This is a genomic window from Rhodococcus sp. LW-XY12, from assembly GCF_019317345.1.
Classification (GTDB): Bacteria; Actinomycetota; Actinomycetes; order Mycobacteriales; family Mycobacteriaceae; genus Rhodococcus; species Rhodococcus pyridinivorans.
Genome location: NZ_CP079226.1, coordinates 161,357 through 187,550, shown reverse-complemented (window position 1 = coordinate 187,550; position 26,194 = coordinate 161,357). Strand labels below are relative to the sequence as shown.

General features: G+C 65.1%; 21 protein-coding genes and 5 pseudogenes. 14 read left to right on the top strand and 12 right to left on the bottom strand.

Annotated elements, in window-relative coordinates; all coding sequences use genetic code 11:
- The first annotated feature begins 102 nt into the window (after positions 1–102).
- Positions 103–1,188 carry an IS110 family transposase gene (locus KXC42_RS25170; protein WP_331712487.1) on the top strand — a complete coding sequence of 362 codons (1,086 nt, stop codon included), beginning with the start codon at positions 103–105 and terminating at the stop codon, positions 1,186–1,188.
- Between the two features lie 25 nt (positions 1,189–1,213).
- On the opposite strand, the pseudogene KXC42_RS25165 reads toward KXC42_RS25170, so the two are convergent.
- The 8 genes and pseudogenes from KXC42_RS25165 to KXC42_RS27665 all read right to left on the bottom strand — a co-directional run.
- Positions 1,214–2,581, bottom strand: a pseudogene (locus tag KXC42_RS25165) (ISL3 family transposase).
- A 128-nt stretch (positions 2,582–2,709) separates the two neighbouring features.
- On the bottom strand, positions 2,710–4,107 hold the full coding sequence (locus KXC42_RS25160) for an IS1380 family transposase (protein WP_064257011.1): 1,398 nt from the start codon (positions 4,105–4,107) through the stop codon (positions 2,710–2,712).
- Between the two features lie 187 nt (positions 4,108–4,294).
- Positions 4,295–4,524: pseudogene (locus KXC42_RS27505) on the bottom strand (acyl-CoA dehydrogenase family protein); the annotation flags it as partial.
- Positions 4,525–4,657: 133 nt separating this feature from the next.
- Positions 4,658–5,089 (bottom strand): annotated as a pseudogene (locus KXC42_RS25155) (transposase); the annotation flags it as partial.
- Between the two features lie 1,391 nt (positions 5,090–6,480).
- The gene (locus tag KXC42_RS25150) at positions 6,481–6,639 is read right to left on the bottom strand and encodes a hypothetical protein (protein WP_156666130.1); all 159 of its coding nucleotides are present in this window, start codon (positions 6,637–6,639) and stop codon (positions 6,481–6,483) included.
- A 28-nt stretch (positions 6,640–6,667) separates the two neighbouring features.
- Positions 6,668–7,575 (bottom strand): annotated as a pseudogene (fdhD, locus tag KXC42_RS25145) (formate dehydrogenase accessory sulfurtransferase FdhD).
- Complete coding sequence (locus KXC42_RS25140) at positions 7,563–7,721, bottom strand: hypothetical protein (RefSeq protein ID WP_156666129.1); 159 nt, start codon at positions 7,719–7,721, stop codon at positions 7,563–7,565. Before KXC42_RS25140 ends, fdhD begins: the two are co-directional and overlap by 13 nt.
- A 12-nt stretch (positions 7,722–7,733) precedes the next feature.
- A pseudogene (locus KXC42_RS27665) lies at positions 7,734–8,014 on the bottom strand (hypothetical protein); the annotation flags it as partial.
- A gap of 387 nt (positions 8,015–8,401) precedes the next feature.
- On the opposite strand from KXC42_RS27665, the gene KXC42_RS25130 reads away from it, so the two are divergent.
- From KXC42_RS25130 to KXC42_RS25085, 10 genes are all read left to right on the top strand, one after another.
- Complete coding sequence (locus tag KXC42_RS25130) at positions 8,402–9,211, top strand: ATP-binding cassette domain-containing protein (protein ID WP_064257010.1); 810 nt, start codon at positions 8,402–8,404, stop codon at positions 9,209–9,211.
- A gap of 342 nt (positions 9,212–9,553) precedes the next feature.
- On the top strand, positions 9,554–10,384 hold the full coding sequence (locus KXC42_RS25125) for an ABC transporter permease (RefSeq protein ID WP_064257009.1): 831 nt from the start codon (positions 9,554–9,556) through the stop codon (positions 10,382–10,384).
- The gene (locus KXC42_RS25120; protein WP_156665294.1) at positions 10,381–11,244 is read left to right on the top strand and encodes an ABC transporter permease; all 864 of its coding nucleotides are present in this window, start codon (positions 10,381–10,383) and stop codon (positions 11,242–11,244) included. The genes KXC42_RS25125 and KXC42_RS25120 overlap by 4 nt, the downstream gene beginning before the upstream one ends.
- A 74-nt stretch (positions 11,245–11,318) precedes the next feature.
- Positions 11,319–12,308, top strand: a complete 990-nt coding sequence (locus KXC42_RS25115; protein WP_082899731.1) for an MlaD family protein — start codon at positions 11,319–11,321, stop codon at positions 12,306–12,308.
- A 1-nt stretch (position 12,309) separates the two neighbouring features.
- The gene (locus tag KXC42_RS25110) at positions 12,310–13,305 is read left to right on the top strand and encodes an MlaD family protein (RefSeq protein WP_064257006.1); all 996 of its coding nucleotides are present in this window, start codon (positions 12,310–12,312) and stop codon (positions 13,303–13,305) included.
- Positions 13,305–14,321 (top strand): MlaD family protein, encoded by a 1,017-nt coding sequence (locus KXC42_RS25105; protein WP_064257005.1) that lies wholly within the window; start codon positions 13,305–13,307, stop codon positions 14,319–14,321. Before KXC42_RS25110 ends, KXC42_RS25105 begins: the two co-directional genes overlap by 1 nt.
- On the top strand, positions 14,321–15,418 hold the full coding sequence (locus KXC42_RS25100; RefSeq protein WP_064257022.1) for an MlaD family protein: 1,098 nt from the start codon (positions 14,321–14,323) through the stop codon (positions 15,416–15,418). Before KXC42_RS25105 ends, KXC42_RS25100 begins: the two co-directional genes overlap by 1 nt.
- Positions 15,419–15,498: 80 nt before the next feature.
- Entirely contained in the window at positions 15,499–16,473 is a 975-nt protein-coding gene (locus KXC42_RS25095; RefSeq protein ID WP_257606231.1) for an MlaD family protein, read from the top strand.
- Positions 16,470–17,420, top strand: coding sequence for an MlaD family protein (locus KXC42_RS25090; protein WP_082899729.1), 951 nt, complete (start codon positions 16,470–16,472; stop codon positions 17,418–17,420). The genes KXC42_RS25095 and KXC42_RS25090 overlap by 4 nt, the downstream gene beginning before the upstream one ends.
- Before the next feature lie 16 nt (positions 17,421–17,436).
- The gene (locus KXC42_RS25085) at positions 17,437–18,033 is read left to right on the top strand and encodes a hypothetical protein (RefSeq protein WP_064257003.1); all 597 of its coding nucleotides are present in this window, start codon (positions 17,437–17,439) and stop codon (positions 18,031–18,033) included.
- 57 nt (positions 18,034–18,090) lie between these two features.
- On the opposite strand, the gene KXC42_RS25080 is transcribed toward KXC42_RS25085, so the two are convergent.
- Genes KXC42_RS25080 through KXC42_RS25065 form a run of 4 tightly spaced genes read right to left on the bottom strand, consistent with a single transcriptional unit; the run spans position 18,091 to position 21,861 of the window.
- Positions 18,091–19,077: an alpha/beta hydrolase gene (locus tag KXC42_RS25080; protein WP_082921083.1), complete on the bottom strand. Its 987-nt coding sequence runs from the start codon at positions 19,075–19,077 to the stop codon at positions 18,091–18,093.
- Complete coding sequence (locus KXC42_RS25075; RefSeq protein WP_064257002.1) at positions 19,074–19,934, bottom strand: short-chain dehydrogenase/reductase; 861 nt, start codon at positions 19,932–19,934, stop codon at positions 19,074–19,076. The genes KXC42_RS25080 and KXC42_RS25075 overlap by 4 nt, the downstream gene beginning before the upstream one ends.
- Complete coding sequence (locus KXC42_RS25070) at positions 19,931–20,383, bottom strand: SRPBCC family protein (protein ID WP_064257001.1); 453 nt, start codon at positions 20,381–20,383, stop codon at positions 19,931–19,933. Before KXC42_RS25070 ends, KXC42_RS25075 begins: the two co-directional genes overlap by 4 nt.
- The gene (locus tag KXC42_RS25065) at positions 20,383–21,861 is read right to left on the bottom strand and encodes an NAD(P)/FAD-dependent oxidoreductase (RefSeq protein ID WP_064257000.1); all 1,479 of its coding nucleotides are present in this window, start codon (positions 21,859–21,861) and stop codon (positions 20,383–20,385) included. The genes KXC42_RS25070 and KXC42_RS25065 overlap by 1 nt, the downstream gene beginning before the upstream one ends.
- 105 nt (positions 21,862–21,966) lie before the next feature.
- On the opposite strand from KXC42_RS25065, the gene KXC42_RS25060 reads away from it, so the two are divergent.
- From KXC42_RS25060 to KXC42_RS25050, 3 genes are all read left to right on the top strand, one after another.
- On the top strand, positions 21,967–22,626 hold the full coding sequence (locus KXC42_RS25060; RefSeq protein ID WP_219130578.1) for a TetR/AcrR family transcriptional regulator: 660 nt from the start codon (positions 21,967–21,969) through the stop codon (positions 22,624–22,626).
- Between the two features lie 192 nt (positions 22,627–22,818).
- Positions 22,819–24,336, top strand: coding sequence for an aldehyde dehydrogenase family protein (locus KXC42_RS25055; protein WP_082899726.1), 1,518 nt, complete (start codon positions 22,819–22,821; stop codon positions 24,334–24,336).
- Between the two features lie 98 nt (positions 24,337–24,434).
- Positions 24,435–26,192 carry a long-chain fatty acid--CoA ligase gene (locus KXC42_RS25050; RefSeq protein WP_064256998.1) on the top strand — a complete coding sequence of 586 codons (1,758 nt, stop codon included), beginning with the start codon at positions 24,435–24,437 and terminating at the stop codon, positions 26,190–26,192.
- Positions 26,193–26,194: the final 2 nt, after the last annotated feature.

Below are 26,194 nucleotides of genomic sequence, written 5' to 3'. Positions count from 1 at the left end.
CGTTTGAGTGCAGCCCGGCGGGCCGTCATGTCCTGATAGGAGTCTGGCGAGATCCCCGATAGTGAACTGACTGACGCCCGGCCGGACTGCGCACCCGACAAGATGGAAGGGCGCAGTCCCATGGTGAATCAGGATCACCTCGAGGTCTACGGCGGAATCGATACCCACGCCGACACCCACCACGTCGCAGCGATCGATGCCACCGGACGACGACTGGCAGATGTACAGGTCCCAGCGACCGCGGCCGGCTACCAGGCGGCGTTGCGGTTCCTGCGGTCCTGGCCTGGGCTGGTGAAGGTAGGCATCGAGTGCACCGGCTCGTACGGGGCTGGGGTCAGTCGTGCGATGCAGGTCGCGGGCATCGCGGTCAGTGAGGTCAACCGCCCCAACCGGTTCGATCGCCGGATTCGCGGCAAGAGCGATCCCTTCGACGCCTATTCGGCCGCTGAGGCGGTGCTGTCGGGTCGAGCCAGCGCCGCACCCAAGGGTGGCGATGGGTTGGTGGAGTCGCTCCGGGTGCTGCGCACCTCGAGGTCGTCTGCACTGACCGCCAGGACAGCGACGATCAACCAGATCAAGGGCATGCTGATCACGGCGCCAGAGGAGCTGCGTTCGCGTTACCGGGGCCTGTCGAACACCAAGTTGATCGCTGCGCTGGCGGCGTCACGACCGACACCTGCGCCGGTGACCGCAGCCGAGGCCACGGCCTACAGCCTGCGGCTGCTGGCGCGGCGCTGGCAAGCACTGACCGAGCAGATCGAGGACTTGTCCGGGCACCTGCAACGGCTACTCGAAGACCATGCCCCGGACCTGATGAGCGTCTTCGGCTGCGGCCGAGACACCGTGGCGCAGCTGCTGATCACCGCCGGCGACAACCCTGACAGGCTACGCTCGGAAGCCGCGTTCGCGGCACTGGCCGGAGCCTGTCCGATACCGGCGTCGTCGGGCAAGACCAACCGTCACCGACTCAACCGCGCAGGCGACCGGCAGGCGAACTCAGCGCTCTACCACATCGTGCTCGTGCGGCTGCGCTACGACCAGCAGACCCGTAACTACGCGACACGACGGATCGCGGAAGGCAAGACGAAGATGGAAATCATCCGCTGCCTGAAACGGTATCTCGTTCGGCAGCTCTATCCACTCATCGTCCAGACGCTGCAGCCTCGACGCCAAACGACCGCCGCTTGACAGCAAGTCAATAGGAGTGTCGCAGTTAGCAGTGGCATTGGCGCCGGCTGGATGCGACCCGACGTGATCGACGAGTGCAGGCCCACCGTACCCGGCGGCGTTGGTTCTCCGGGGTACGGAATCCGAACGCGATGCGGCCGACGTGCTTGACGATGCGGTTGTAGCCTTCACTGCGCGCATTCGACAGGCCGGAGGTGATCGCCAGGATCATCGGTTCCTGCCACGCCGAGATGGTCGTCGCCAGCTTGCCGATCTCCGGGACCCGGCATGCCGCGCAGAACGTGTAGAACCGGTGCAGCGCATCTCGGATCTCGTATCGCAGACCACCACGGTCGGTGCAGCGCAACACATCGCGCAGCAGTTCCTTCGCTATCCATGCGGCGGCGATGTCCCCGTGCGGGTCGGCGGAGGTCAGCTTCTCGAACAGTGTCGATCGTTGCTCATCGGTTAGGCGCTCCGCGGCCCGCAGCAGCCGGCGGCGATTAATCCATTCGACATCGCTCTTGCGGCCGCGCCGACCCCGCTCGGCCTGGGTGACCCTGCGCCGGACGGTATCGACCATCTCGTTGGCCTTCTTGACCAGGTGGAACCGGTCCACCACCAGCTGCGCGTGCGGCAGTGCCTCGCGCACCGCCTTCGCATACACCGACGACATATCGATCGCGACATGGGTGATCTGCGCCTTCCATGCCTCGTCGCGGGCGTCGAACCAGTCGATCACCACGGCGGAGGTGCGTCCGTTGACCTGCGCCAGCAACCCTTGATCGCCGGTCAGGTCGACCAGTCCGGTGTCCCACCGGTCCACCCATCTCCGTTCCCCGGTCTCGGGGCAAGTTTCCCATTTCGCCTTCCCGCGTCGGGTCTCATCGATCCCGAGGACGACCACCGGTTCGGGTTCGTCGCCAGGGCGGCGTCGGCGACCACGACGAGGTGGCCGTGGACAGTGTGCCAGGCGCACCCGTAGTCGCCGGCGACCGCGGACACCGACCGGTCCCCGTCGAGGACCGCCTCGACCAGCAGCGCCTTCGCTCGGGGCGTGACCCGTGCCCGGGACGGCACCCCCGGCGTCGACTCGGTGAACACCTTACGGGCACAGGAGGTATTGGTGCACAACCATTTCCGTTTCCGCCACACCAACAGCGGACGGTCGGGTCCGACCTGCACATCCCGCGGTCTGGTGGTGACCCAACCCTTCGAACGCGTGGACTTCTGCCCGCACTGCGGGCAGACCCCGACCCATTCGGGTGCCGTTGCGATCTGCACGATCCGGCTGCCCTCGACCGTGCGCTGCACCGATTCGACGATGACGCCGTCGAGATCGAGCAGCAATGAACTACCGTGGTGCATGCCCGCGTTCCTTGCTGTCCTGGATGCCTGAGAACACCCAGCTCACAAGGGCGCGGGCCCTTTTTCAATCACCGACACGGCAACGGGGTCGATCGGCACCAGCCCCTACCAAGTGCGAAGAGCCGCTTTTCCACTGCGAGCGAGTTCGACCGACGGTGTCGGGGATGGTTGAGGTCAGGCAACCACAGAGGGCCGATAGTCGATCGTGTTGCGCCACAACTGCAACCAGTGTGAGGCGTACGGCCAGTGGCTGGGTAGGTGCAGGATCGGCTTTCGTTGCGGCCGGGCCAGGCGTGCCGGGACGGCGACGATCTTGCGGCGCAGCGTCGCTCCTCGGGCGCGGCCGTATCGACCGCCGGCGAGGACGCCGGTGGCGCGCAGCAGATTGTGGGCGATCGCGGCGCAGAGCACCCAGGCGGAGTTCGCCCCGAACGACCCGGACGGCATGTGGGCGAGCGGACCGTCGATCAGGTCGGCGAACACGGTTTCGATGATCGCGTGTCTGCGGTGGACGAGGTCGGCCTCGGTGGTGGGCAGGGTCGAGTTGGTGAAGAACGGGTGATACCGCCACACCGGGATCAGGGCATCGGGATAGCGGGCGTCCTTGACGCGGCGCACCACCAATCGGGCGGTAGTGCGGTCTTTCGTGTAGGCGAAGGCGGTGTAGGAGATTTCGGCGACCTCGGCGTCGGAGATCCAGGCTCCGGTGTCGGGGTCGCGGACCGCGTTCGGGTATTGCACCGGCGTCCATGCGTTGTCGTCGATCGCGGCGATCGCCTTCTTGATCGCCGGATTCTTCGTCATCACCAGGGAGAACTGGGCGTCGGTGCGCAGGCAGGCGCGCACGACCTTGCGGGTGCCGTAGGCGGAGTCGCCGCGCACCAGGACGCGTCCGGTGGCACCGGCGGCCCGGGCGGTGGCGATCGCTCCGGCCACCATGTGCCCGGCGCCCTTGCCGGATCCGGTCTTGCCCGAGCGCAGTCGCATCCCGGCGATCACCGGGGCACAGTCGTCGGTGCTGAGCACCGCGGCGAGCGGGGACAGACCTTTGCGCAGCACCTGCTTGCCGGCGATCTTGGTGTGTCCGTAGCTCGCGCCCTGCTTGGCGTGGCCGTAGACCGGGCGGAGCAGCGAGTCGATGTCGAGATACACCTGCTTCGTGCCGCCGGGCAGCAGATCGACCCGGTCCGAGAGGGCGGCCAGATGTGTACGCAGCACCGATTCGAGTTGGCGGGCGTGTCCGAAGCTGAACTCGCGCAGCAGGGTTCCGATTGTCGACGGCGCGTACACCCGATCGAACAGGGTGGTCATGCCACCGGAGCGCAGCACATCGACATCATCGATGCTGTCCGCGCCGGCGCACATTCCGGCGATGAGTGTGGTCAGTTTCGGGGCCGGGTTCGCCGCTCCGGATGTGATCTTCGAGGTGGTGATCGTGACCTTCTCGGCCAGCAGATGCGGCAGGCCGGTCTGTTCGGCCAACGTCATCACCGGCACCAGGCCGCCGTAGGACACGAGGTTGTCGTCGTCGAACATCGCGGACCTCGCGCCGAACCTGTGGGACACTTGCACCGGAAGTGCCTTTCTCGAACCGGACCGATTGTTGCCTGAAGAACATCAATCATCCCAGTTCAGGGGGCACTTTCTTCAATTCGACACGCCGCTATCGGACATTGCCGTCGGTGGATTGAGGCTAAGGCCTTCAGGTCTTGGGTTTCAGGCGCTACGGTCTCCGCTCGCCGGCCACCCTTCGCGACGGTTACCGATATTTGCGGAGTTCGTTCTTGGCGAGGGCCTGCACGTGGACTTCGTTGGGGCCGTCGACGATGCGCATGGCGCGGTGTCACCCGTACATCACGGCCAGGGGGACGTCGTCGCTCACACCGGCACCGCCGTGGACTGGATGGCGCGGTCGATGACTTCCAGCACCACGCGGGGAACTGACACCTTGGCGGCCGAGGCGTACGGGGCGGCGGCCTTGTTGCCGTGCCGTGGAGCGTACGCATCCCGTCACGCCAGTGGTCGTAGAGAGACTCGCGCATGAGCGCGATTCGGTATATCACGGCGTTGAGTTGTCAGTTTCCTTTGCCTGAGAGGCGATGTCGAGGATGATTCGACGACCATCGAGGCCCGCGCAGATCCGCGAGACCTCCGACCTCGAAATCCCTGACCTGACCCCCAACGCGCCGACCACATCGTCGACGCTGCGGGTGGAGACGCCGTGCACATAGGCCTCCATAACGACCGCGTACAGGGCCTTGTCGATGCGGCGGCGCCGCTCCAGCAAGGATGGGAAGAACGACCCCGACCGCAGTTTGGGGATCTTGACCTCCACATCGCGGCTGGTGGTGGCCACGGTCTTAGTGCGATGGCCGTTGCGATGGGTGGTGCGGGTGTCGGTGCGCTCGTAGCGGCCGGCGCCGAGCTTGTCGGTGGCTTCGGCTTCGATCAGCGCCTGCAGGCCGGTGCGGATCAGTTCGGCGAACACGGTGGCGCTGTCGGCACCGGTGAGTGCGTCGTGTTGGGCGAGCAGTGCAGAATGGTCGTGGGTCATCGCGTGGTTGCTTTCTGTGCGTCACTTTGGTCGGTAACTCGTTGATCACTACGCGATGGCCCACTCTCGGCGAGGGAGCGACACGCCACGGACCTGGCCCGATGCCCTCAACCGATTCCCACCACTCCCTGGGACTTACCCTGGTCGAGCCTTCGAAAGACGCAGCACTATGGCAGATTACAATCGTGAAGGACGCCTTGGCAGAGCTACTGAAGGTTGAACAGGCAGAAGCTCCCCGGAAGTGATGAAGCTTCCCGTTCGCTGGAGCAGGAAAGTGGACCCACCGCCATGGCCCTTGCAACGCTGAACGGTCGGACCGACCGAGTTCCGTCTGCGAATCCGGCACCAGCAGCGGTATGGGAGTCGACCGCGCGGCCTGCACCGTCACCACCGCCGAAGTTACGCACGAGTGCGCACGTAGTTGCGCACACTCGCCGGCTCTGGCATCGTGGACTGTGCCCAGGGCAGTAGCACTGGTGGAGTGGACCCGGCAGCCTTCCGGACGGTTGGCGAGCCGGGTTTCGCGTTTCTATTCCACGATCATCGTCTTGCCGATCAGCGGCCGCACGTGAGCGGACCATTCGCCCCCTTTTGGCCAGGCACCACGCGACCGCATCCGGAATCCACAGCATCAATTCCTGCTTGGCCCGCAGATGGTGATAGGTCAGCCGGTCACGCAGCCCGTGCTTGCCGGTGCCATCGAACAAGACTCGCCGATCGGACCTGACCGTCGAATCGTCCTCCTCGAGCACCAACCGGGAGAGCGGTAGCTCGGCCAGGTCGCCGACGAGTGCTTCGAGGCATCGGGGACGTCCGATTTTGGGTGCGAGTTCGGCGGCATGGTAGACGCGGACGTGTATATCCAAGGTCACCAACGCCGAGCAGATCGCACGCCGGCGTGTGTCGCGCTCGGACTTGAAGTGAATGCGTTCTTGGCCTTTCAGTCGCAACGCCGTCAATGTCCGACGGGCCCGGTCCAGCGGACGGGTCGGCCACCGTAGCGACCACCATGATGCCGCGGACGGTGTTTTCGTCGATGAAGGCCTGCACGGCTACCGAGCCTAGAACGAACGCGATCACCGTCTGCCGAGCCTACCGCTGAGACCGGCAAGACGGGCTGACACGAAGGTCTTCTATGGCAGGAACAGCGCGTGTACGCATTGCACGCATTGCACGCGGAGCGTGGGACGCAACCATTGCCAGCATTGCTGGCGACGAGTGGGGATCGTCAGCAAAAGCAGTACCGACGTGACGGTGTGCGTTTCATGCCGAGGGGCCGGGCCCGGTATGGAATGGAATGAGTACCGAGAGCCGTCGATCCGGTGATACGCGGGGTGTCCAGGGTTGGCCGCCCAGTCGAGGGGTCCTCGCGACCGTCCCGGCCTCGGTGATCAGCGGCGAGTGTCACGTCGCGGTGCGCGGTGCTTTGAGTCAGATTCGGCATAGTCGAAGGATTCGCCGGTCAGAGCCTCGACCACTGCGGCGAGGTCGGTGTCGGTGAGAGCGTTGTTGTCGGTGACGGGGTCGACGGTCTTGCGGCGGTATGTCATCTGGAGGTCCTGTGCTCGATGGGAGTGTCTATCTGTGTTCTCGTACAGATGGTCGAAGGGGCAGGTCAGGTCGGGCTCTGGTGCAGAGGAGCGAAGCATTGATGGATCGGTCGCAACTGTGTAGCCGGTTCGGGTGGGTGTAGATGTTCATGGTGTTCCCGCGGAGGAAACCGACGAGGGTCGGTCCGGCGTCGTGGGCGAGGTCGAGGGCCCGGGAGGAGGGGGCGGAGACGGCGGCCAGGATGGGGATGCCGACCATGACGGCTTTCTGGTCAGTTCGAAGGAGGCGCGTCCGCCCACGACCAACACGGTGCGGCGCAGCGTTAACCGTCGATTTTCGACGGCCCAGCCGATGATCTTGTCGACGGCGTTGTGCCGTCCGATGTCTTCGCGCAGGTCAAGCAGGTCACCGTCGGTAGTGAACAGGCCAGCGGCGTGCAGTCCCCCGGCGCGGTCGAAGGTCGTCTGGGCGTGTCGGAGCGTGTCCGGCATCGTCACCAGGACGCCCGGATCGACGACGACGGGGTCGTGGGCGGGGGAGTGGCGGGTGCGTTGGCGGATCGCATCGAGGGAGGCTTTGCCGTACACCCCGCACGAGGAGGTGGTGTAGAAGTTGCGTTCGAGGCCGGTCTCGGGCAGGTCGACGCCGGGGGTGAGGTCGATGTCGAGGACGTTGTAGGTGTTGCGTCCGTTCTCGTCGGTGCTGTTGCAGTAGCGGATCGCGGTGATGGCGTCGCGGTCGGTGATGATGCCCTCGGTGAGCGGGAATCCTTGGGCGAGTTCGATGTCGGAGCCGGGGGTGCGCATCGTGACCGACAGTGCGGTGCCGTTGAGGCGGAGTTCGAGGGGTTCTTCGACGACCACGGTGTCCGATCGCACCGACCGGCGTTGCGCCTCGAGTCGGGTGATGCGGGTGTGGGTGGTTACTCGTCCCATGGATCGAAGCCATCTTCGTGAATGCCGTAATGGCCTACCGGTACTCGCTGTTCGATCCCGGGTGCAGGCAGCGGTACGGACACCCCGAGGTAGCGCAACGGCAGGTGGATGGCCGCAACGACGGCGTGGGCGATCAAGGTCAGCATCGGACATCGGCCTTAGATGGGAGTGGGTTCGAGTTCACGGCGGGAGATCTCCGGTGTGTCCTTGGATCTCGTGTGGGGTTCGAGGCGGATGGTGATCGCCTTGGAGACGGGGGTGTTGGATTTGCGGGCCACGTGATCCAACGGGACGAGGGGATTGGTTTCGGGATAGTAGGCGGCGACGTTGCCGGCCGGGGTGGATAGGAGACGAACCGGAAGTTCTCGGCCCGGCGTTCCTCCACGGCTCCGTCGGGGCGGGTCCATTCGAAGATCAGATCTACCCGGTGGCCCGGAGCTGTAGGATCTCCCGCCCCCAGGCACCGGCAACCAGTACAGATTGTTAACCGCGAACATGGCTTTTCCGGCTCTAAAACTGCAGGAGGTTGTTGACGGAGGGTTCACCAGTCTGGAGGTAGGTTACCGCAGAATTCAATCGACCGAAAGACTCACCGCGGCAGATCTATTCGGGTTCAGCATAAGGTCACGCATTCGTGGGCCTGCTTCACCCTGAACGGGATACTGCTGCCTCGACGCAGGGACCGAGGGGCGGCTGAAATGGGACGGATGATGCGAGATGGGGGACTGGGGTAGGGAGGTCTCCACTGAGGTGGTGTTGACAAATTGGCGTGACCCGGGTCATAGTCATTCCTAAGTACGCATGGACGTTCCTATATAAGCATGGAGTGAGCGTGGATCAGGTATCGCAGGGCTCGATCGATCTGCCGCAGCCGACCGGATACCCCTCCGTACCGTCGCTGCGCTTGGTCGACATCAAGAAGTCCTTTAGCGGGAACGCGGTTCTGGCGGGGATCAACCTCGACCTTCGGGGCGGTGAGATCGTAGGGCTGATGGGCCCCAATGGCGCCGGCAAATCGACCCTGATCAAAGTGCTCGATGGCTACTACACAGCGGATAGTGGTCACGTGGAGGTCGATGGACGGCAGGTCGATTCCCTGGCAGGACGCCCGGATGTTGCCTTTATTCACCAAGATCTGGGGTTGGTTGAGGATCTGAGTGTTGCCGACAACCTTCGACTCGGACAGCCGAATACCTCACGGTTCGGTCCACTAATCGACCGCCGAAGGGAAGCTCCTCTTGTGCGTGCGGCCTTGCAGTCAGTCAGCCTCGACATCGATCCGTCGGTTCTGATTAGGGAGCTGTCGCCAGGGCAGAGGACCTTGGTTGCGGTTGCTCGTGCTCTCGCACTGGGAGCGAACAAGGTGTTCGTCGATGAGGCGACCTCGAACCTCACTAAGGCTGACTCGCTGCTGGTCCTCGGAGTCCTTAAAGAACTCGCCGCAGCGGGAGCTTTGATTGTTGTAGTCACGCACAAGCTATCGGAGGTGTTCGAGTGCGCGCACCGCGCCGTGATTCTCATGGACGGTGCGATCGCCGCCGATGACCGGATGAGTGATCTGGACCGACCCGCCCTCGTGAGCAAGTTGCTCAAGCATGAGGAGGAAGCAGGGGCTGCCCTGAGCGCTGGGAAGTAGTGCCCCATAGAGTGGTGTAACTCGGTGGCCGAGATCGCTCGAATCGGCTGGCTTGCATGCTACGGCCCGGTTCCGCCGAACCTCAGCTGACGGGGTGTCTCTGTCGTGGTGAGAGTCGTCAGAGTCGAACGAGAAGCGCGCAGGGTTCAGCAGGCTCCGGGGATCCGGTGCCACATTCGGATCCGCTCGTCAGCGGAAGCGCGCGCCGCCCGGGGTTGGCGAGATGACCCTCGCGCGGCCACAACAACTGCTTGACGCTCCAGAAGAGGGGCATACATACTGTCGGACATTGTGTTCGATTCGGCGGGTGTCGTAGAGAACTTGTCGATCAGGGGGTTAACCATGGACGGTTCGATGCGCGCTGCCGCACAGGTACTCCGGACCAACTTCACCGATGTCGTGGAATCCGGACTGCGAACGTTCGGGCGGGCCGTCGAGCTTGCGGCAACCGTTGTCGGCGGTTCGGTCACCGACACAGTGCGAGGACGGTTCCGCTGGAAGGACGCGCTTCAGCAGGCGTGGTTCCTGGTGACCGTCACCGCGGTACCAGCCGTGCTCATCGCGATTCCCTTCGGAATCATCGTTTCGATCCAGGTCGGAAACCTCATTGAACAATTGGGCGCTGATGCATTGCTAGGAGCCGCAGGTGGTATGGGCGTGATCAAGCAGGGCGCCCCCATGGCGACCGGCTTCCTGCTGGGCGGGGCCGGCGCGGCCGCGATCGCCGCCGATCTCGGTGCACGAACGATTCGCGAGGAGATCGACGCTCTACGAACACTCGGCATCGACCCAGTGCGTCGCCTGGTGGTACCCCGTTTCGTTGCCATGGTCGTCGTAGCCCCGATGCTCAACGTCCTGATCATGGCGGTCGGCATCCTGTCCGGCTATCTAGCGGCAGTCATCGGGCGTGGCGTCACCCCCGGCAGCTACTGGGGAACGTTCGGCGCGTTCGTCACCACGAGCGACATCTGGGTCTCACTCGGAAAGTCGGTCGTCTTCGGGTTCCTCGTCGTGATCATCGCCAGTCAGCGTGGCCTCGAAGCGAAGGGGGGGCCGCGAGGAGTGGCCGACGGCGTCAACGCGTCGGTCGTTCTGTCGGTCGCCTCGATCGTCCTCGCGAACCTCGCGATCACGCAGATTCTTGCGCAGCTGCTGCCCCCGAGGCTGGCGTGATGGCGTCGTCGTACGTGCCCCGTGGTCTCGAGGGTGTCGTCCGTGCCGCTCGTGCGGGTCTGCGCGTCAACCCTGTCGAGTCGCTCGGCTTCACCCTCGTCTTCTGTTGGCGGGTGATCGCGTCGGTTCCATTCACTGTCGTCCACTACCGGCATCAGACGGTGCGCGCGATCACTGACATGACATGGGGTCGCGGATCCGTTTTCGTCGGTGGCGGCACTGTGCCGTTGCTCGCTGTTCTCGGGCTGGCGATGGGTGCACTGATCGGTATCGAGTCCTACACGACCCTGAACATGGTCGGACTCGGCCCGCTCACCGGGATCGTCTCATCGTTCGCAAGCACTCGCGAACTCGCGCCCATCGCCGCCGCAATCGGTTTCGCGGCGCAGGCTGGCTGCAGGATCACTGCCGAGATCGGATCCCAGCGAATCTCCGAGGAGATCGACGCTCTCGAGTCGATGGGACTGAGGTCGCTCCCGTTCGTCGTCACGACACGCGTGGTCGCTGGTGGTGTGGCGATCGTGCCCACCTTCCTCATCACGCTGATTCTCAGCTACTTTGCGTGCCGGTTGCTGACGATCACGGTGCACGGTCAGTCAGGTGGCGTCTATGACCACTACTTCCTGCAGTTCGTCAGCGGACCGGACATCCTCGCCGCCACGGCGAAGGCGGTCGTCTTCGGTGTGGTGGTGATCATGATTCACAGCTACCACGGCTTCTTTGCCTCGGGTGGCCCGGAAGGGGTGGGGTTGGCCTCAGGCAGGGCCGTGCGCGCCAGTTTCGTGGCGATCGTCGCTCTCAACATGCTGATGAGCCTCGCGCTGTGGGGATTCAACGCGACAATCATGTTCACGGGGTGACGACGATGCCAAATTACGCAGTGCCGGGAGTCCCCACGACCCGACCGGAAGCCACGAGGACCGGAGTCGTCGTCGTGGTTCTCGCCGTTGCCATCCTCCTGGTGTGGCTTGGACCGTTGACGTCCGCCGACGACCCGCGCATGCACGTTGTGGTGGAGACGGAGCTGCTCGGCGACGGAGTCGGCGAGGGCACTTCGGTGCGCTCCCGCGGAGTGGACGTCGGAACTGTCGAGGGTGTCACCGCCGCCGGCAATGGGATCGTGACACTGGATCTGGCGCTTGACCGTGATCGCCTGTTCGGGATCGACGACAGTCTTCGCGTCGATTACGCGCCATCGAACCTGTTCGGAATCAGCGGGGTGGAACTGGTGTCCGGACCCGGTGGCGCCGAGCTTCGAGACGGAACGACGATCGACCTGACCGGTCCCCGCGCTGGCGACGTCTACGACGCCACGATGAGTGCGTTACTGCGGCAGTTCTCGAGCATCACAGGTCAGGCTCTGACCCCGCAGCTGACATCGGCCCTGACACAGCTGTCCGCCGGCATCGATTCTTTCGCACCGCTGCTGCGGGCGGGCATCGCTGTCGCCAGCGTGGTCGAAGAGACTCAATGGATGCCAGCCTCGGAACTGGCGGGGGAATATGGCCGCGCTGCTACGGGGCTGGGCGACTTCACGGCCGCCACCATTGGGGTCTTCGACGTGCTGCGATCCAACCAACCGCTGCGTGAGGACCGCGAGCACTTCGACGCCACGGTGGACGCGATCGTGAACGACCTGCTACCTGCCGGCACCGCTCTCGGACTAGCCGGCGAGGACAACCTCACAGGATTCACAAATCTTGTTGTGCCCCTTCTGAATGCGGCGACCGCCTCGGTGTCGACGCCGCAACGGACCTCTGCGGAGCTTGCCGAGCTTCTCCGTCGGCTGAACCGGGGATTCACCGACGGCCCCGCCGGGCCGGTCTTGCAGGCCGAGGTGAACGTCGACACCGCGCCCGGAGTGGCGCACGTGCTGCTCGGACCGCTGGCCTCGATGGCGGCCCCGAAACCTGTGGGGGAGTGACATGTTGCGAACCGGAATGAAACTGGGCATCTTCGGCGTCCTGATCGTGGTCCTTCTCACGGCGGTGATCACCGCCGTGCAGCGACCTGTCGATGGGGACACCGACAGTTACGAGGGCATGTTTACCGATGCCAGTGGCCTTGCGACCGGTGACGACGTCCGAATGTTCGGTGTCGCCGTGGGCAAGGTGGAGTCGGTGGTCCTCGCGGGCAGCCTGGCCCGCGTGCGGTTCACGGTGCTGTCGAACCACTCGGTATTCGACAACTCGACGCTCGCGATCCGCTACCAAAATCTGACCGGTCAAAGGTATCTGGATGTGCAGCAGGCACCCGAGCCTGGGTCGCAGATCGGCCCTGGTACGTCGATCGACACATCACAGACGGTGCCCTCGTTCGACATCACCTCCGTGTTCAACGGGCTTCGACCGGTGTTGAAAGAGCTGTCCCCGGAATCGTTGAATCAGTTGACACGCAGCGTGATCGCAGTCATCGAAGGCGACGGCACCGGCATCGGCCCGGCGATGGATTCAATCGGCCAGTTGAGTGAATACGCGACCGACCGCCAAGTGGTCGTGTCGACGTTGATTCGCAATCTGTCGATCATCTCCGAACAACTCGGAGGTCGGTCCCCTCAGGCCATCGTCCTGCTCACCCAACTCGCCAATCTCTTCGACGAGTTGCAACGCAAGGTAGAAGGCGTCGTCGACTTCGCCCTCACGGCGCCAGCCGTGATGGCGCCGCTGGACAGTCTTTTGGCGAACCTTGGGTTGACGCCGGAGTCGAATCCCGATCTCGATGAACTCGTCCGAACTGTTTTTCCGAACCCAGCCGCGGCCGTGGACTCGCTGCGCAGGCTCCCCGTGGTGCTCCAGTCACTCGACATGCAGGCTGCGACCGGCGGGACAGGTCTCGACCTCGGATGCAGTCGAGGGCCAGCGGAGTTGCCGACGCAGCTTCAGGTCTTGATCTCGGGGCAGCGAGTGGTGGTGTGCCAGTGATGGTTCGACGGCTTCGCGAGCGCCGGTCACGGGAATCGCAGGCAGGTTTCACAGAGCGCCGCGAACTCCGGCGAGGGTTGCTCGGTGTCAGCGTGGTGGTTGCCCTTCTCGGCGCTGCGGGCCTGTTCTCGGTGCTTCCGGTCGGCAAGCACACGTACACGGCTTTCGCGACCGAGGCTCAGTCGATCGCGGTTGGCGACGGGGTGAGAGTCGCCGGAATATCCGTCGGCACGGTCACCGAACTCGAACTCGAACCCGACCACGTGCGGTTGACGTTCACCGTCGACCGTGACGTCTTTGTCGGCCGTGAGTCGAGTCTCGACGTGCGCATGCTGACCATCGTCGGTGGCCACTACATCGCACTGCAGCCGGCTGGCGACCAGCCCTTGGGAGATCAGCCGATACCTGCAGATCGAGTGCGGTTGCCGTACAGCCTCAACCAGGTCTTCCAGGACGCGATCCGCCCATTGGACGCCGTCGACGGCGGCTCGGTCAACGAGTCACTGACACTGTCCGGCGCGGCGCTCGAGGCCGCACCAGACAGTGTGCGACAGGTAGTTGAGGGGCTAACGTCGTTCGCCGACATACTCGACCGCCAGAGCGACCAGGTGTCAGAGGCCCTCGCGGTTGTCGAGGAGTACTCCGGTGCACTGGAGCAGACCAAAGCACAATTGGCGAGATTCGTCGTCAGCGTGAACCAGTTGGAGACGACGGTACTGGACAAGCAGGCCGAGATGCAGTTGGCCGGAACGCTGACAGTGAGCGCCATCCAGCGGATCGAGGGCCTGGAACCCGCGTGGCAAGCGACGGTGAAGCCCCTCGTCCCCGTGTTGAAGGAACTGGCCCCAGAACTTGTCCGCATCAGCGAGAACCTCGACACGATGCTGGCCACAGTCCGGTCGCTCGCGACGCGGACGGACCAGATCCTCGCCACCGATGACCCTGTCATCGACGACTCCGGCACCGTCGTCGTCGCACCTCGCCTGTGTGTACCCGTCCCAGGAAGAAGCTGCTGATGATCCACCGCCTGCTCGGCTCCCGGGCACTCATGTCGATCATCGGAACCGTTGTTCTTGCCCTCGTCGTGATCGTCGGCTTCACCGTCTATTCCGGTCCAGACGCGCGCAGTCTGTCGTACTGCGCGTTGATGCCGGATTCGATCGGACTTCACAAGGACAGCAAGGTAACCATCCGCGGCATCGACGTCGGTGCCGTCACCGCAATCCGTGGCAACGGCGCCACGGTTCGTGTCGACTTCACGGTGGAGGAGAAGCACGCACCGGTGGGCGAGGTGTCGGCGACGACGGTCTCCGACAGCATCGTCGCCGACCGTGATCTCACGGTGTTCAGCGACGGTGCCGGACAGGCGTGGAATCCCGACACATGTATCACCAGTACGTTGACGCCACAGAGCCTCACCACTGCACTGGACGCCGTGGCCCACCTATCGGACGAGCTTCGTGGGACCGAAGTCGGCACCGAGTCGGATCTAGGAGAGTCGCTGCGGGCCCTGGACAATGCGCTGTCGGGTACCGGTGGCGAGGTGAACACGATGATCAACACGCTCGGAGGAGCGCTGGGTTCGGCTGATGTCGACATCGCACGGATCGGCCGGATCATCGATGCGTTGTCGTCGCTCGCAGCGAGTGCGAACCGCGGGTGGACGGACATCCAGGCAATGTTCACCCGGTTCCCCGAGACCTTCGAGGTGCTCGACAACCAGCTGTTCCCGATGGTCGTGGAGTTGGGCGACGCACTAGCGAAGGTGCTCCCGATGTTGAACGAACTGAGTGTGCTGGCCGGAGGATCTGTGAGTAAGGAGCTCGAATCGACGGTTCCATTCCTGCGGTGGGCGGCGGCGAACGTCGACGGTCTGCGTGGTCTCCTGGACATGGTGCCAGGCATCGCGGCCGGGTTCGGGAATGTCACGGACCCTGTCACAGGGCGGGTCTCGATCGGATACGCGGCACCGAAAGTCGCGCTCCGCGGCGACGAGGCGAGCGCTCTGTGCACCGCAGTGAACGCGGCCACTCCCGGCCGCTGCCGGGACGTCGACGGTATACCGACGACGGACCTTGCGCAGTTGGTGCTCGGGGCGGTGACGTCCCGATGAGGCATCCCTCGACGGTGGCGCTATGCGCTCTGTCAGCGGTGGCGGTCACTGTCGCTGGCTGCGGAGTGGACCCGGCGACAGTGCCCGTCCCCGGCACCGGCGTGACGGGCGACACCTACACGGTGCACGTCGAGTTCACCGACGCTTTGAACCTGCCGATGCGCGCCAAGGTGTTCGCGGACGGCGCGCAGATCGGCACCGTGATGGATGTCTCGGTGGTCGACCCGTCGCCCGGACCGGAACCCGAAGCCGGCTACGCCGTTGTCGATCTCGAGTTGCTCGAGTCGGTCAGGCTCCCTGCGACGACCCGAGCGGAACTGCGACAACAGACCATCCTCGGAGACATCCACGTTGCGTTGATGACCAGTGGAGACGACCAATCGGGCGATGCCCTCACCGACGGGGCGACCATTCCTCGCAGCCGGACCCGGCCGACGAATCAGATCGAGGACACCATGGCCGCGCTCGCGCTGTTCGTCAACGGCGGCGCGGTCACCACTTTCCAGGAGATCGTCGACGAGCTGAACTCCGTTCTCCCTGCGGACGCGGCGCAGACGAGGCGGATCTCGGAGAATCTGGCTGCAAATGCGCGGGACCTGGCGTCGAACCAGGACGATCTCGACGTCTTGCTCGACGGGCTCGGCGGCGCGACCCAGCAGGTCGCCGACAAGTCCCCGCTCCTGGCGGACATTCTCACTGACGGTGAGGTGGAACAGCTCGTGGACGCGGTGTCGTCGCTCCTCAGCGCGCTCGGGCTGTTCGGCCGCATCGCCGAGATCAGTCGCGCTCTGTCCTGGCTGGCCCCTGTGCTCACCGCGAGTGACGGCGCAGCGGAGGCGTTCATGCCGTTGGCGTTCGCTGCCCGCCCGTTCAACCTGGACGACCCGTCGAACCTGAAGCTATTAACGGAGCTACTGCGGGACAAAATCCTGCCGTGGTTCCAGTACGGCCCGAAGGTGAATGTGCAGACTGTCACCGTGGGCGACCCGATGTCGACGGACGACCAGGTGGATCAGATCGTCGACACTCTCCGGATGATCGGGGTGGTCCGGTGACCCGCGGGATGTGGTTGTCGCTGGGCGCTATTGCTGCGGTTTTCGTTCTCGGCGCCTCCTATCTGTTCCTCGGCGTGGCGCAGATCGATCCGTTCCGGCGGCATATCACCGTCATGATGGTTCTCGACGATGCCGCCGGTCTCCTTCCAGGGTCACCTGTGCTGGTACGCGGAATCGAGGTAGGGGAGGTGAGTGCCGTCGACGTCGCGCCCGGCGGGGTGCAGGTTATGCTTGCGCTCGACGAGGCTGAACAGGTTCCCGCTCAAAGCTCGGTTCGCGTCGAGAACCTGTCGGCACTTGGCGAAACGTATGTCGACTTCCGTCCGTCGACTACCGACGGGCCGTATCTGATTGACGGTCAGCTCGTCTCATCGGAGTTGATCGACGCCTCGATGTCGATTCCGATGGTGGCGCGGTCGGTCACCGGCTTGCTTAACGAACTCGACCCGACAGTGCTCGCGTCCTTGACGAATACCCTCGACGAATCGCTCGCCGGCACGGGTAGCGTGACACCGAAGCTCCAGCGTTCGGCGGAACTGTTGTCCGCTACGTTGCTGACGCGGCTGCCGGAGATCAGGCAGTTGTCGGTCGACTTGCAGGCGATGGGCGGGAACATGTCGTGGCTGGAACCGTCCGCCCGGGCGTCGTCGCCGCTGTGGACCCTGTTCGCGCAGCGTTTCAGTGAGATCGTCGACTCCCTGGCTCGTGTCTCGAAGGCCGGTGACGCGCCGCGGATGTACGTCGAGGGCGACGGCCTGATACCTCAGCTGGAGCGCGTCACCGACTGGGTCGAGCGGGAGGGGCCGACGCTGGCCGCGATCGCCCCGGTCCTGCAACCCCTGGTCAGCGGTGGGCTGCAGCCGATCGACCTCAGTGCGCTGATAACACAGGCATTGGGCGCGGTCGACGAAGATGGCGCGGTTCGCGTGGAAGTGAACCCGAAATGACGAACGGAGTTTGGTAATGGACAAGACGCCGTCGGCCCTCGACGAGTCGCCGGCCGAGGGGGGCTCCCAGGCAACGCAGCCCGGGCCCGCTACGGTGACCCTCCGGCGGTCCGTGCTGATCTGGGCAGGTGTCGGCGGTGTCGTTCTCGCCGCGGCGGCGGCCGTGTTCGGTTCGCTCTACGTGTCAGAGAGTGGAGCACGGAACGACGACCGCGCTGCCGCAGCGGACCGCGAGCACGCAGAGCAACTCGCCGAGGACTACGCTGTCGGTGCCGCGACCGTGGACTTCCAGGATCTGGACGCGTGGCTGGGCCGACTCAAGGAGGGGACATCGGACGAGCTCGCTGCTCGCTTCGAGGCGACGTCCCCACCCCTACGGGAGATCCTCCTACCTCTGCAGTGGAAGTCGACTGCGAGCCCCATCGCTGCGACCGTCGAGACGGAGGCGGACGGGGTTTACACGGTGAACGCGTTCGTGGATGTGGACTCGACGAGCGTGCAGAACCCGGACAGCGCGCAGTCCACGGTCACCTACTCGGTCACGATCGACCGGAACGCTGGGTGGGAGATCACCGACGTCGGCGGACTTGACGGTGCGATTCCTGGACGGTGAGCGACGCCGCCGACCGGATGGGCCGATCGGCGGCATCGAAGAGGTGGTTTGGTCGCACTACCCGGCGATCCGGTCGGCCCCTGGCCTGACCAGAGGGAGTACGAACTGCGCGGCGGCCCGGTGCGCTCGCGTGGCTTCGGGAACCAAGTTCACGAGTAGTTGGAAGACGTGCATCTGGCCCGGCCACAGTTGCAACTCGCAGCTGGCTCCCGCGCGACGCAGTCGGTCCGCGAGTTCGACTGCGTCGCCGGTGAAGAGCTCGCAGTCGCTAGCCTGGACGAGGACAGGCGGGAGGGCGCTGCCGGGGGTCGGCCGCAGGTCGGGCACCGCGCTCCGGCCGTCGAGGTAGTGGGCGACTGCGGCCCGCGCGACCTTCAGGGACAGCAGGCCGTCGTCGTTCGCCCGGTCCGGGGTGACGAGACCGAGGCCGAGGTCGGTCATCGGGGAGAACAGCACCAGTGCTGCGGGCGGGGTGAGACCTCGATCTGCCCGTGCCAGCATCAATTCGGTCGCGAGGTGACCGCCAGCAGAGTCTCCGGCGACGACGATGCGATCCGCGGCGAAGCCTTGTCGGACAAGCCATTCGAAGGCCGCGTCGATGTCGTCTCCGGCAGCCGGATTGCGGTGTTCCGGCGCCAATCGATAGTCGACGACAAAGACGGGCAACCCGAGTGCCGCGGTCAGCCGTCCCGCGACACCCCGGTAGCCGCGAGGTGACCCGGCGACGAATCCGCCGCCGTGCACGTACAGGACGGCGGCGTCGCTGGAGACGACCGGCGGCCTGGTCCATTCGCCCCGGACCGTTCCTGCGACGACGACCTCCACCGTCGTGCCGTGCACGGGGAACGCCGTCAGGCGCATGACCTGGTCGATCACGACTCGCGCGCGCCGGATCGCCCGGGGGTCGACCTGTGCTCGATCGGCCAGACGCTTGACTGTCGATCGTGAGGCGCCGCGGAGCAGTCGTGAGCGTACGGACGGCCGCAGCGGGACGAGGTTCGAGGTGTAGGAAGGGTAATCGGAGGTCGGGCGTCGCCGCTTCACCGCTCGCGTTCCTCCAGCGTGCGCAGCAGACCCTGTAGGTGCCGGTCGGCGCTCATGCGGTGATCGAGTAGTGGGTTGACTATTCCGCGTAGCCACGAGTACTGCCGCCACCCCGCGGGGGCGATGGTGGTGGGGGCTCGGTTCACCATGCCGTCGACGATCGTCTTGGCGGCCTGCCGTGCCGTGATGCGGCGGCTGAGCGGCCAGGGGAGGAGTCCACCGATCTCCTTGCCGAGGTCGTCGGAGTCGAGCATGTCGTGGGTCATTGCGGTGTCCACGATGCCGAAGTAGGAGACTCCGGCGGTCGCGCCGTGCACTGCGAGTTCCACACGGAGTGCCCTTCCGAACTGTTCGATCGCCGACTTGCTGATCATGTACGGCGATCCGCCCGCGCCTGGGGCGAACGCCGCACATGAGGAGACCACGACGACGTGCCCTCTCTGCTTGATGATGTGGTCGAGGGCGGGGCGGACCGTGTTGTAGACGCCGGTGAGGTTGATGCCGATCACGCGGTCGAAGTCGGCATCGTCCATGGTCCGGATGGTGGACGGAGACGGTGTCACGCCGGCGTTCGCGACAACCGCGTCGAGGCGGCCGAAGTGGGCAACGGTGTCGGCGACTACCTTGGCCATCGCGGACCGGTCCCGGACGTCGGCTACCAGGCCGAGCGCGTTGGGCCCGAGCGTGGCAGCCGCCAGGTCGACGGCGTCCGGGTTCACGTCCACCAACGCGACTGCAGCGCCGCGTCCGACGAGGATCTCGGCGACGCCGAGCCCGATTCCTTGCGCGGCACCTGTGACTAGGACGGTTCGGCCTCGGAGGTCCAGTTGAGTTCGCTGTGGTCGCAAGATGGTCATGGACGAATCCGTTCCGCGTTCAGGGACCGCTGCGCGGCCGCGAGGATGAAGAGAAAGCCGGGGGCGAGCAGCGCGCCGAGCAGGAAGCCGGCCAGTGGACCGACGACGGGTACGTCGATGCGGGTGTCGAGCCGCCAGCGGACGCGGGTTCCCTTCGGGGTCTCCGTCAGGGAAACTGTCGCTCCCCGGTGGGGTAGTCGGGGCCGCGTCTTCTCGACGGTGTAGGAGATTCGGATGGGGCGTGCGAATTCGGTTACCACCTCGTCGAATTCGACGCCGGCGGCGCAGATCGTTCGGCGGGAGCCGACTCCAGACGGTTCGGTGCTGCCGGGCCCAGTCAGGTCGACGCGGGTGATCGGTAGTGCGGCAAGGTAGTTGGTGGCGTCTGCAAGCCAGTCGAAGACGCGGTCGATCGGTGCGTCGAGTGTACGGGCGATGGTAAACGGCATCAGCGGGTACTCACCGTGTAGGCGTCTGAGTCGAACTTCTCCACGCGGCGCTTGTACTCGAAACTCCACCCTGGGTAGAGGCCGGCGTTCTTGCCGTCCGCAGTGTGGTAGTAACTCGTGTCGCAGCCACCGGTGAGCCAGACCGTTCCGTCGCTGCGCCGGTTCATCTCGTCGACGAATCGATCCTGGACGTCGTCTCGGACCTCGACGCGGGTGAGTCCACGGCGCCGCATGGTGCTGACTGCGTCGACGATGTACTTGACCTGGGCCTCAATCATGTAGATCACCGACTGGTTGCCTACGGCACCGAATGCGCCGAGTGTGTTGAAAAAGTTGGGGAACCCGGCCACGGCCATGCCGAGATAGCTCTGCGGGGCCTTGCGGTACAGGTCTGCGTAGGTGATTCCGTTCACGCCCTGGATCCGCTCGTAGACGGCGGGGGGAACCTGGAACCCGGTGCCGTAGACGATGGTGTCCACCTCATGCTCGATGCCATCGCGGGTGACGACCGAGTGCGGACGGATCTCCGCGATGCCGGTGGTGACGACGTCGACGTTCTCGCGGGTGAGCGCCGGGAGGTACTCATCGGAGAAGATCGCGCGCTTGCAGCCGATCATGTAGTCCGGCGTCAGTGTCTTGCGCAGTTCGGGGTCGCGGACCTGGCGACGCAGCTGGTAGCGGCCCATCAGCTCGTAGGGGAAGCGGAACTTGTTGCTGACGAAGCCGACCAACCCGAACCCTTCGATCACACCGTAGAAGAGCGCGCGCATCGCCTTGCCGACGAGCGGAATGCGGCGAATCAACTGGCGCTCGAACCGGGAGGTGATCCGATCCATCCGGGGGATGATCCATGGCGCGGACCGCTGGAAGACCAACAGCCGCCGCGCCGTCTTCTGCAGTTCGGGGACGAACTGGACGGCCGAGGCCCCGGTCCCGATGACGGCGATCCGATCGCCCGTCGGGTCGTACGAGTGGTCCCAGTGCAGCGAGTGGAACGCGGTGCCGGTGAAGGTGTCCCGGCCCGGGATGTCGGGGTACTTGGCCTCGCCGTATACGCCAGCGGCGGTGACAACCACACGTGCAGTGACGGTGCCGGCACTCGTCTCGAGCGTCCACATCCGATCGGCTTCGTTCCACTGCGCGCCGAGCATCTCGACCTCGTACCAGATGTGCCGTTTCACATCGTAACGGTCGGCAACCTGGTGCAGGTAGGCGAGGATCTCCTCCTGTTTGCCGTAGGTCCGGGTCCAGTCCGGGTTCTGTGCGAACGAGTAGCTGTAGAGCTGTGACGGGACGTCGCAGGCGCAGCCAGGGTAGGTGTTGTCGCGCCAGGTGCCACCGAGAGCGGCGGCACGCTCGAGGATCACGAAGTCGTCGATCCCCGCTTCGCGGAGTTTGACGGCCATCGCGATGCCGCCGAAGCCAGCGCCAATGACGACGATCTCGTGGTCGGCTGCGGTCACATTCTGATCAGGCATCGGTGTCCTTGGGTGTCGAGCCGGTGGTGTCGAGGCGGGGGTCCGCGCCTCACTGGAAACGTATGTTTCCAGTACTGTTGGCATTGAGTCAAGAGTGCGATGGCCGTGAACTGCGATACCTGGGAGGGTGAAGGCATGGAGAGTCCCACTGTCTGGCGTGGTAGCACCCTGGGCGAGCGTGCGCAGGATCGCCGCGAGCAGTTCATAGCAGCGGGCTTTCGGCTGATCGGCGCGGACGGCACAGGGGCGGCCGCCGTGCGCGCCCTGTGCCGCGAGGCCGAATTGAGCGCGAAGTACTTCTACGAGACCTTCGACAGTCGTGGCGATCTCGTCATCGCGGTCTATGACCGGGTGGTCGGGGAGCTCGTCGAGGTGATCGGTGCCGCTGACATCCATGGCAAGTTGCCCGAGCGCCTGCGTATCACGTTCATGGCGGCGGCGGCGTACTTCGAGGAGGATCCGCGGCGCGCCCGCATTCTCTTCCGGGAGACGCTCGTTGACGACGTTCTCCGCGACCACGCTGTGGCGGCGATCCCGGTATTCGTGCTCCACGTCGCGCAGGTGGTGTGGCGGGACGGCGGCAGCGCGGGCCTCGCCGACCCGGACAAGCTCGGCCTCGTCGTCAGCTCATTGTCCGGGGCGCTGGTGATGGTCTTCCTGAACTGGCTCGAGGGTCGGATTTCCGCGACGGCCGATGAGGTCGCGGATCACTGCACCGACCTCGTGCTCGCCCTGCACGAGTTGGGGACCCGTACGCGCGGCTGATTCGCAGACTTGTTGACGCGGCGCCAATAGGCTGTCTATATTTGGCGCGGCGTCAACAGAGTGGACGTGAGGGTCGGTGCGGGGTAGGGGGCCGTGCCGGCGGCGACCGCTGATCCTCCTGTTACAGGCGAGATTTCGACTCCTTGTTGACGCCGTCAACGTCCACCTTGCGTTGTTTCGAGGAGTGGCCCCATGACAACCGATCCGACTTCAGCCGTCCCCATGCCGAATCCCGGGCAGGGCTCACTGACATCGCGCGAGCCCGCCACCGGCGAGATCGTCGCCGTGTTCCCGGTGCAGTCCGCACGGGATGTCACCGAGGTCGTCGATTCTGCGCGTGCAGCAGCGTCGTGGTGGAGCGTTCAATCGGTCAACGAGCGCAGCAGGCACCTCGAACGCTGGCGCCGCCACATCTGGCGGCGTCGGCGTGAACTCGCCGATCTGATCCACCGGGAGAACGGCAAGCCCGTGGACGACGCCATCGTCGAGATCGGGTTGACCGTCGAGCACATTCGCTGGGCGGAGCGTCACGCGAAACAGGTCCTCGCTTCGCGCCGGGTGTCGCCGGGGATTCTGCTGGCGAACTTCGCTGCTCGGGTCGATCACGAGCCGCTTGGGGTGGTCGGTGTGATCTCGCCGTGGAACTATCCGCTCTATGCCGCGAACAGTTCGACGGCCTTCGCTCTCGCTGCGGGCAATACGGTGGTGATTAAGCCGAGTGAGTACACCCCGGCCGTTGCCGACTGGTACGCCCGGGCGTTCGGATTCGCGAATCCCGCTGCGCCGACGGGCATTGTCACGGTGGTGACAGGTTACGGCGACACCGGTGCCGCGCTGTGCAGATCCGGGGTCGACAAGATCGCGTTCACCGGGTCCACCGCGACCGGTCGCGCTGTGATGGGGGCATGCGCGGAGACGGTGACGCCGACGGTGCTCGAACTAGGCGGAAAGGACGCCGCGATCGTGGCCGAGGACGCGGACCTCACCGAGGCCGCGAAGGCTATCGCATGGGGTGCCTTCACCAACGCCGGTCAGACCTGTGTCGGAGTCGAACGCGTCTACGTGGTGCGCTCTGTCGCTGACCGGTTGCTCGACCTTCTCATCTCAGAACTGCGCGGCGTCCGCGTCGGCACCACCTACGGTGCGATGACGATGCCGAAGCAGATCGACACCGTGCAGCGGCACCTTGCGGACGCCGTCGCAGTAGGCGGCGAGGTTGTGTTCGGAGGTATCGAGACCCCGCGCACCGATGGATTCCTCGACCCGGTCCTGCTCGCGAACGTTCCCGAGTCGTGTTCGGCAATGCGCGAGGAGACCTTCGGCCCTGTCCTCACAGTCAGGACGGTGGAGTCGATCGACGAGGCAGTCGAACTCGCGAACACTGGTGACTACGGTCTCAGCGCCTCGGTGTTTGCAGGTGAGCAGCGCGAGAAGATCGCGCGCCGCCTCGACGCCGGCCAGGTCTCCATCAACTCCGTTGTCGCGTTCGCGGGCATGGGTGCAGTACCGATGGGCGGAACGAAGGGCAGTGGCTTCGGTCGCCTGCACGGCCGCGAGGGACTGCTCGAATTCGTCCGGCCGAGGGCAGTGGTGCGTAAACGCTTCCGCATACCGGGTTTCGAGCCGATCACCTTGCACCGACAGCGTCACGTGGTACCCCTGACCGCCCTCGTTCTCAGCCTGCGCCACGGCGGGCTCCGCCGCCGGTAACCGACTCCGTCACAGCAGAACATGTCGCCGAAGGATCTGCTCGGCGCGTCCATCTTCACCCGCAGCGAATCGATGCGGGTCCCAGCAAGGAGGCAGAGTTGTCGGACAGCTTGTGCACGCACTTCCAGCGGCGCGTCGCCCGGAACGGCCACCAACCCGCCGTTCGCAATGCGGACGGCACCGTCGCGTACACCTGGGCGCAGTACGGTGCCCAGGTCCGTGAGCTCGCCGCCGGACTCGTCGCACTCGGCGTACGGAGCGGTGACACCGTCGGCATCATGCTGACCAACCGCCCTGAGTTTCACCTCGTCGACGCCGCGGTGATGCACCTCGGCGCCGTCGGGTTTTCGATCTACAACACAAGCAGCGTGAACCAAATCGCCTACCTGCTCGGCAACGCTGCGCCACGAGTTCTGGTGACCGAATCCCAGTTCCTGGAACGGATTCGAGAGGCAACCACAGACCGTGCGATCTCGACGGTCTGTGTTGACGCGACCGAACCGGACACGATCGGCCTGGACGAGATGATCGCCAGCGCCGATCCCGGCTTCGACTTCGACGCGGCATGGCAGTCGATCGGCCGCGACGATGTCCTGACACTCATCTACACGAGCGGCACGACCGGAAATCCGAAGGGTGTCGAGCTCACCCACGGAAACCTGCTGTACCAACTGGGGGTCGTCGAAGAGATCATCGGCGACCTCACCGCCGGTCGAGTCGTCTCATACCTGCCGGACGCGCACCTGATCAACCGGTGGCTGTGCCAGTACGCCCCCATGTACTTCGGCATGTCCGTGGTCGACGTCGAGAACCCGAAGACACTCATCGACGTGCTGCCCCAGGTGCGGCCGACGGCGTTCGCCGCGGTGCCGATGCTCTGGTACAAGATCAAGGGCAGCGTCGAAACCACACTGGCCGCCGAGTCCGGCATCAAGGGTGCCCTGGCGCGATGGGCGGTCGCAGCGGGTCGGAAGAAGGCGAAGGCGACCATCGCCGGCACGCCGCTCGGACGAGTTGACACGCTTGCCGCCACGCTTGCGGACAAACTGGTGCTCTCCAAGCTGCGAGCGAAGCTCGGGTTGGACGCCATCGATTCGGCCGTGTCCGGGGCCGCCCCGATCGACGTCGCGGCGCTGGAGTTCATGCTCGCCCTCGGAATCCCGGTGATGGAGGCCTGGGGTATGTCCGAGACCTCCGCCGTCACCACCGTGAACCCCGCCGCGCGGCCGAAGTACGGCACTGTCGGCAAAGCCATTCCCGGTACCGACGTGAAACTTGCGGAAGATGGAGAAATCCTCGTCCGCGGCGACGGCGTGATGCGCGGCTACCGAAACGATCCCGACCGGACGGCCGAGGTCCTCGACGGCGCCGGGTGGATCCACACCGGCGACGTCGGGCTGCTCGACAACGAGGGCTACCTGACGATCATCGACCGCAAGAAGGAACTGATCATCAACTCCGGCGGAAAGAACATGTCGCCGAGCAACATCGAGGGAGCGCTCAAAGCAGCGAGCCCACTCGTCGGCTCCGTCGCCGCGATCGGCGACAACCGACCCTATGTCACCGCGTTGATCACCCTCGACCCCGACGCGGCCGCGGCGTTCGCCGACCGCCACGGCATCGCCGACCCGACACCGGACACCCTCGCGAAGCATCCTGAGGTCCTCGCCGCGCTCGACGAAGCCGTCACAACGGCCAACGGACGACTCTCGCGCGTCGAAGGCATCCGTCGGTGGAAGGTGCTGCCGACCTTCTGGTTGCCCGGCGGCGACGAACTCACCCCGACCATGAAACTGCGCCGAGTACCCATCCGAGACAAGTACGCCGCAGACATCGCCGCGCTCTACGAACGCTGAAC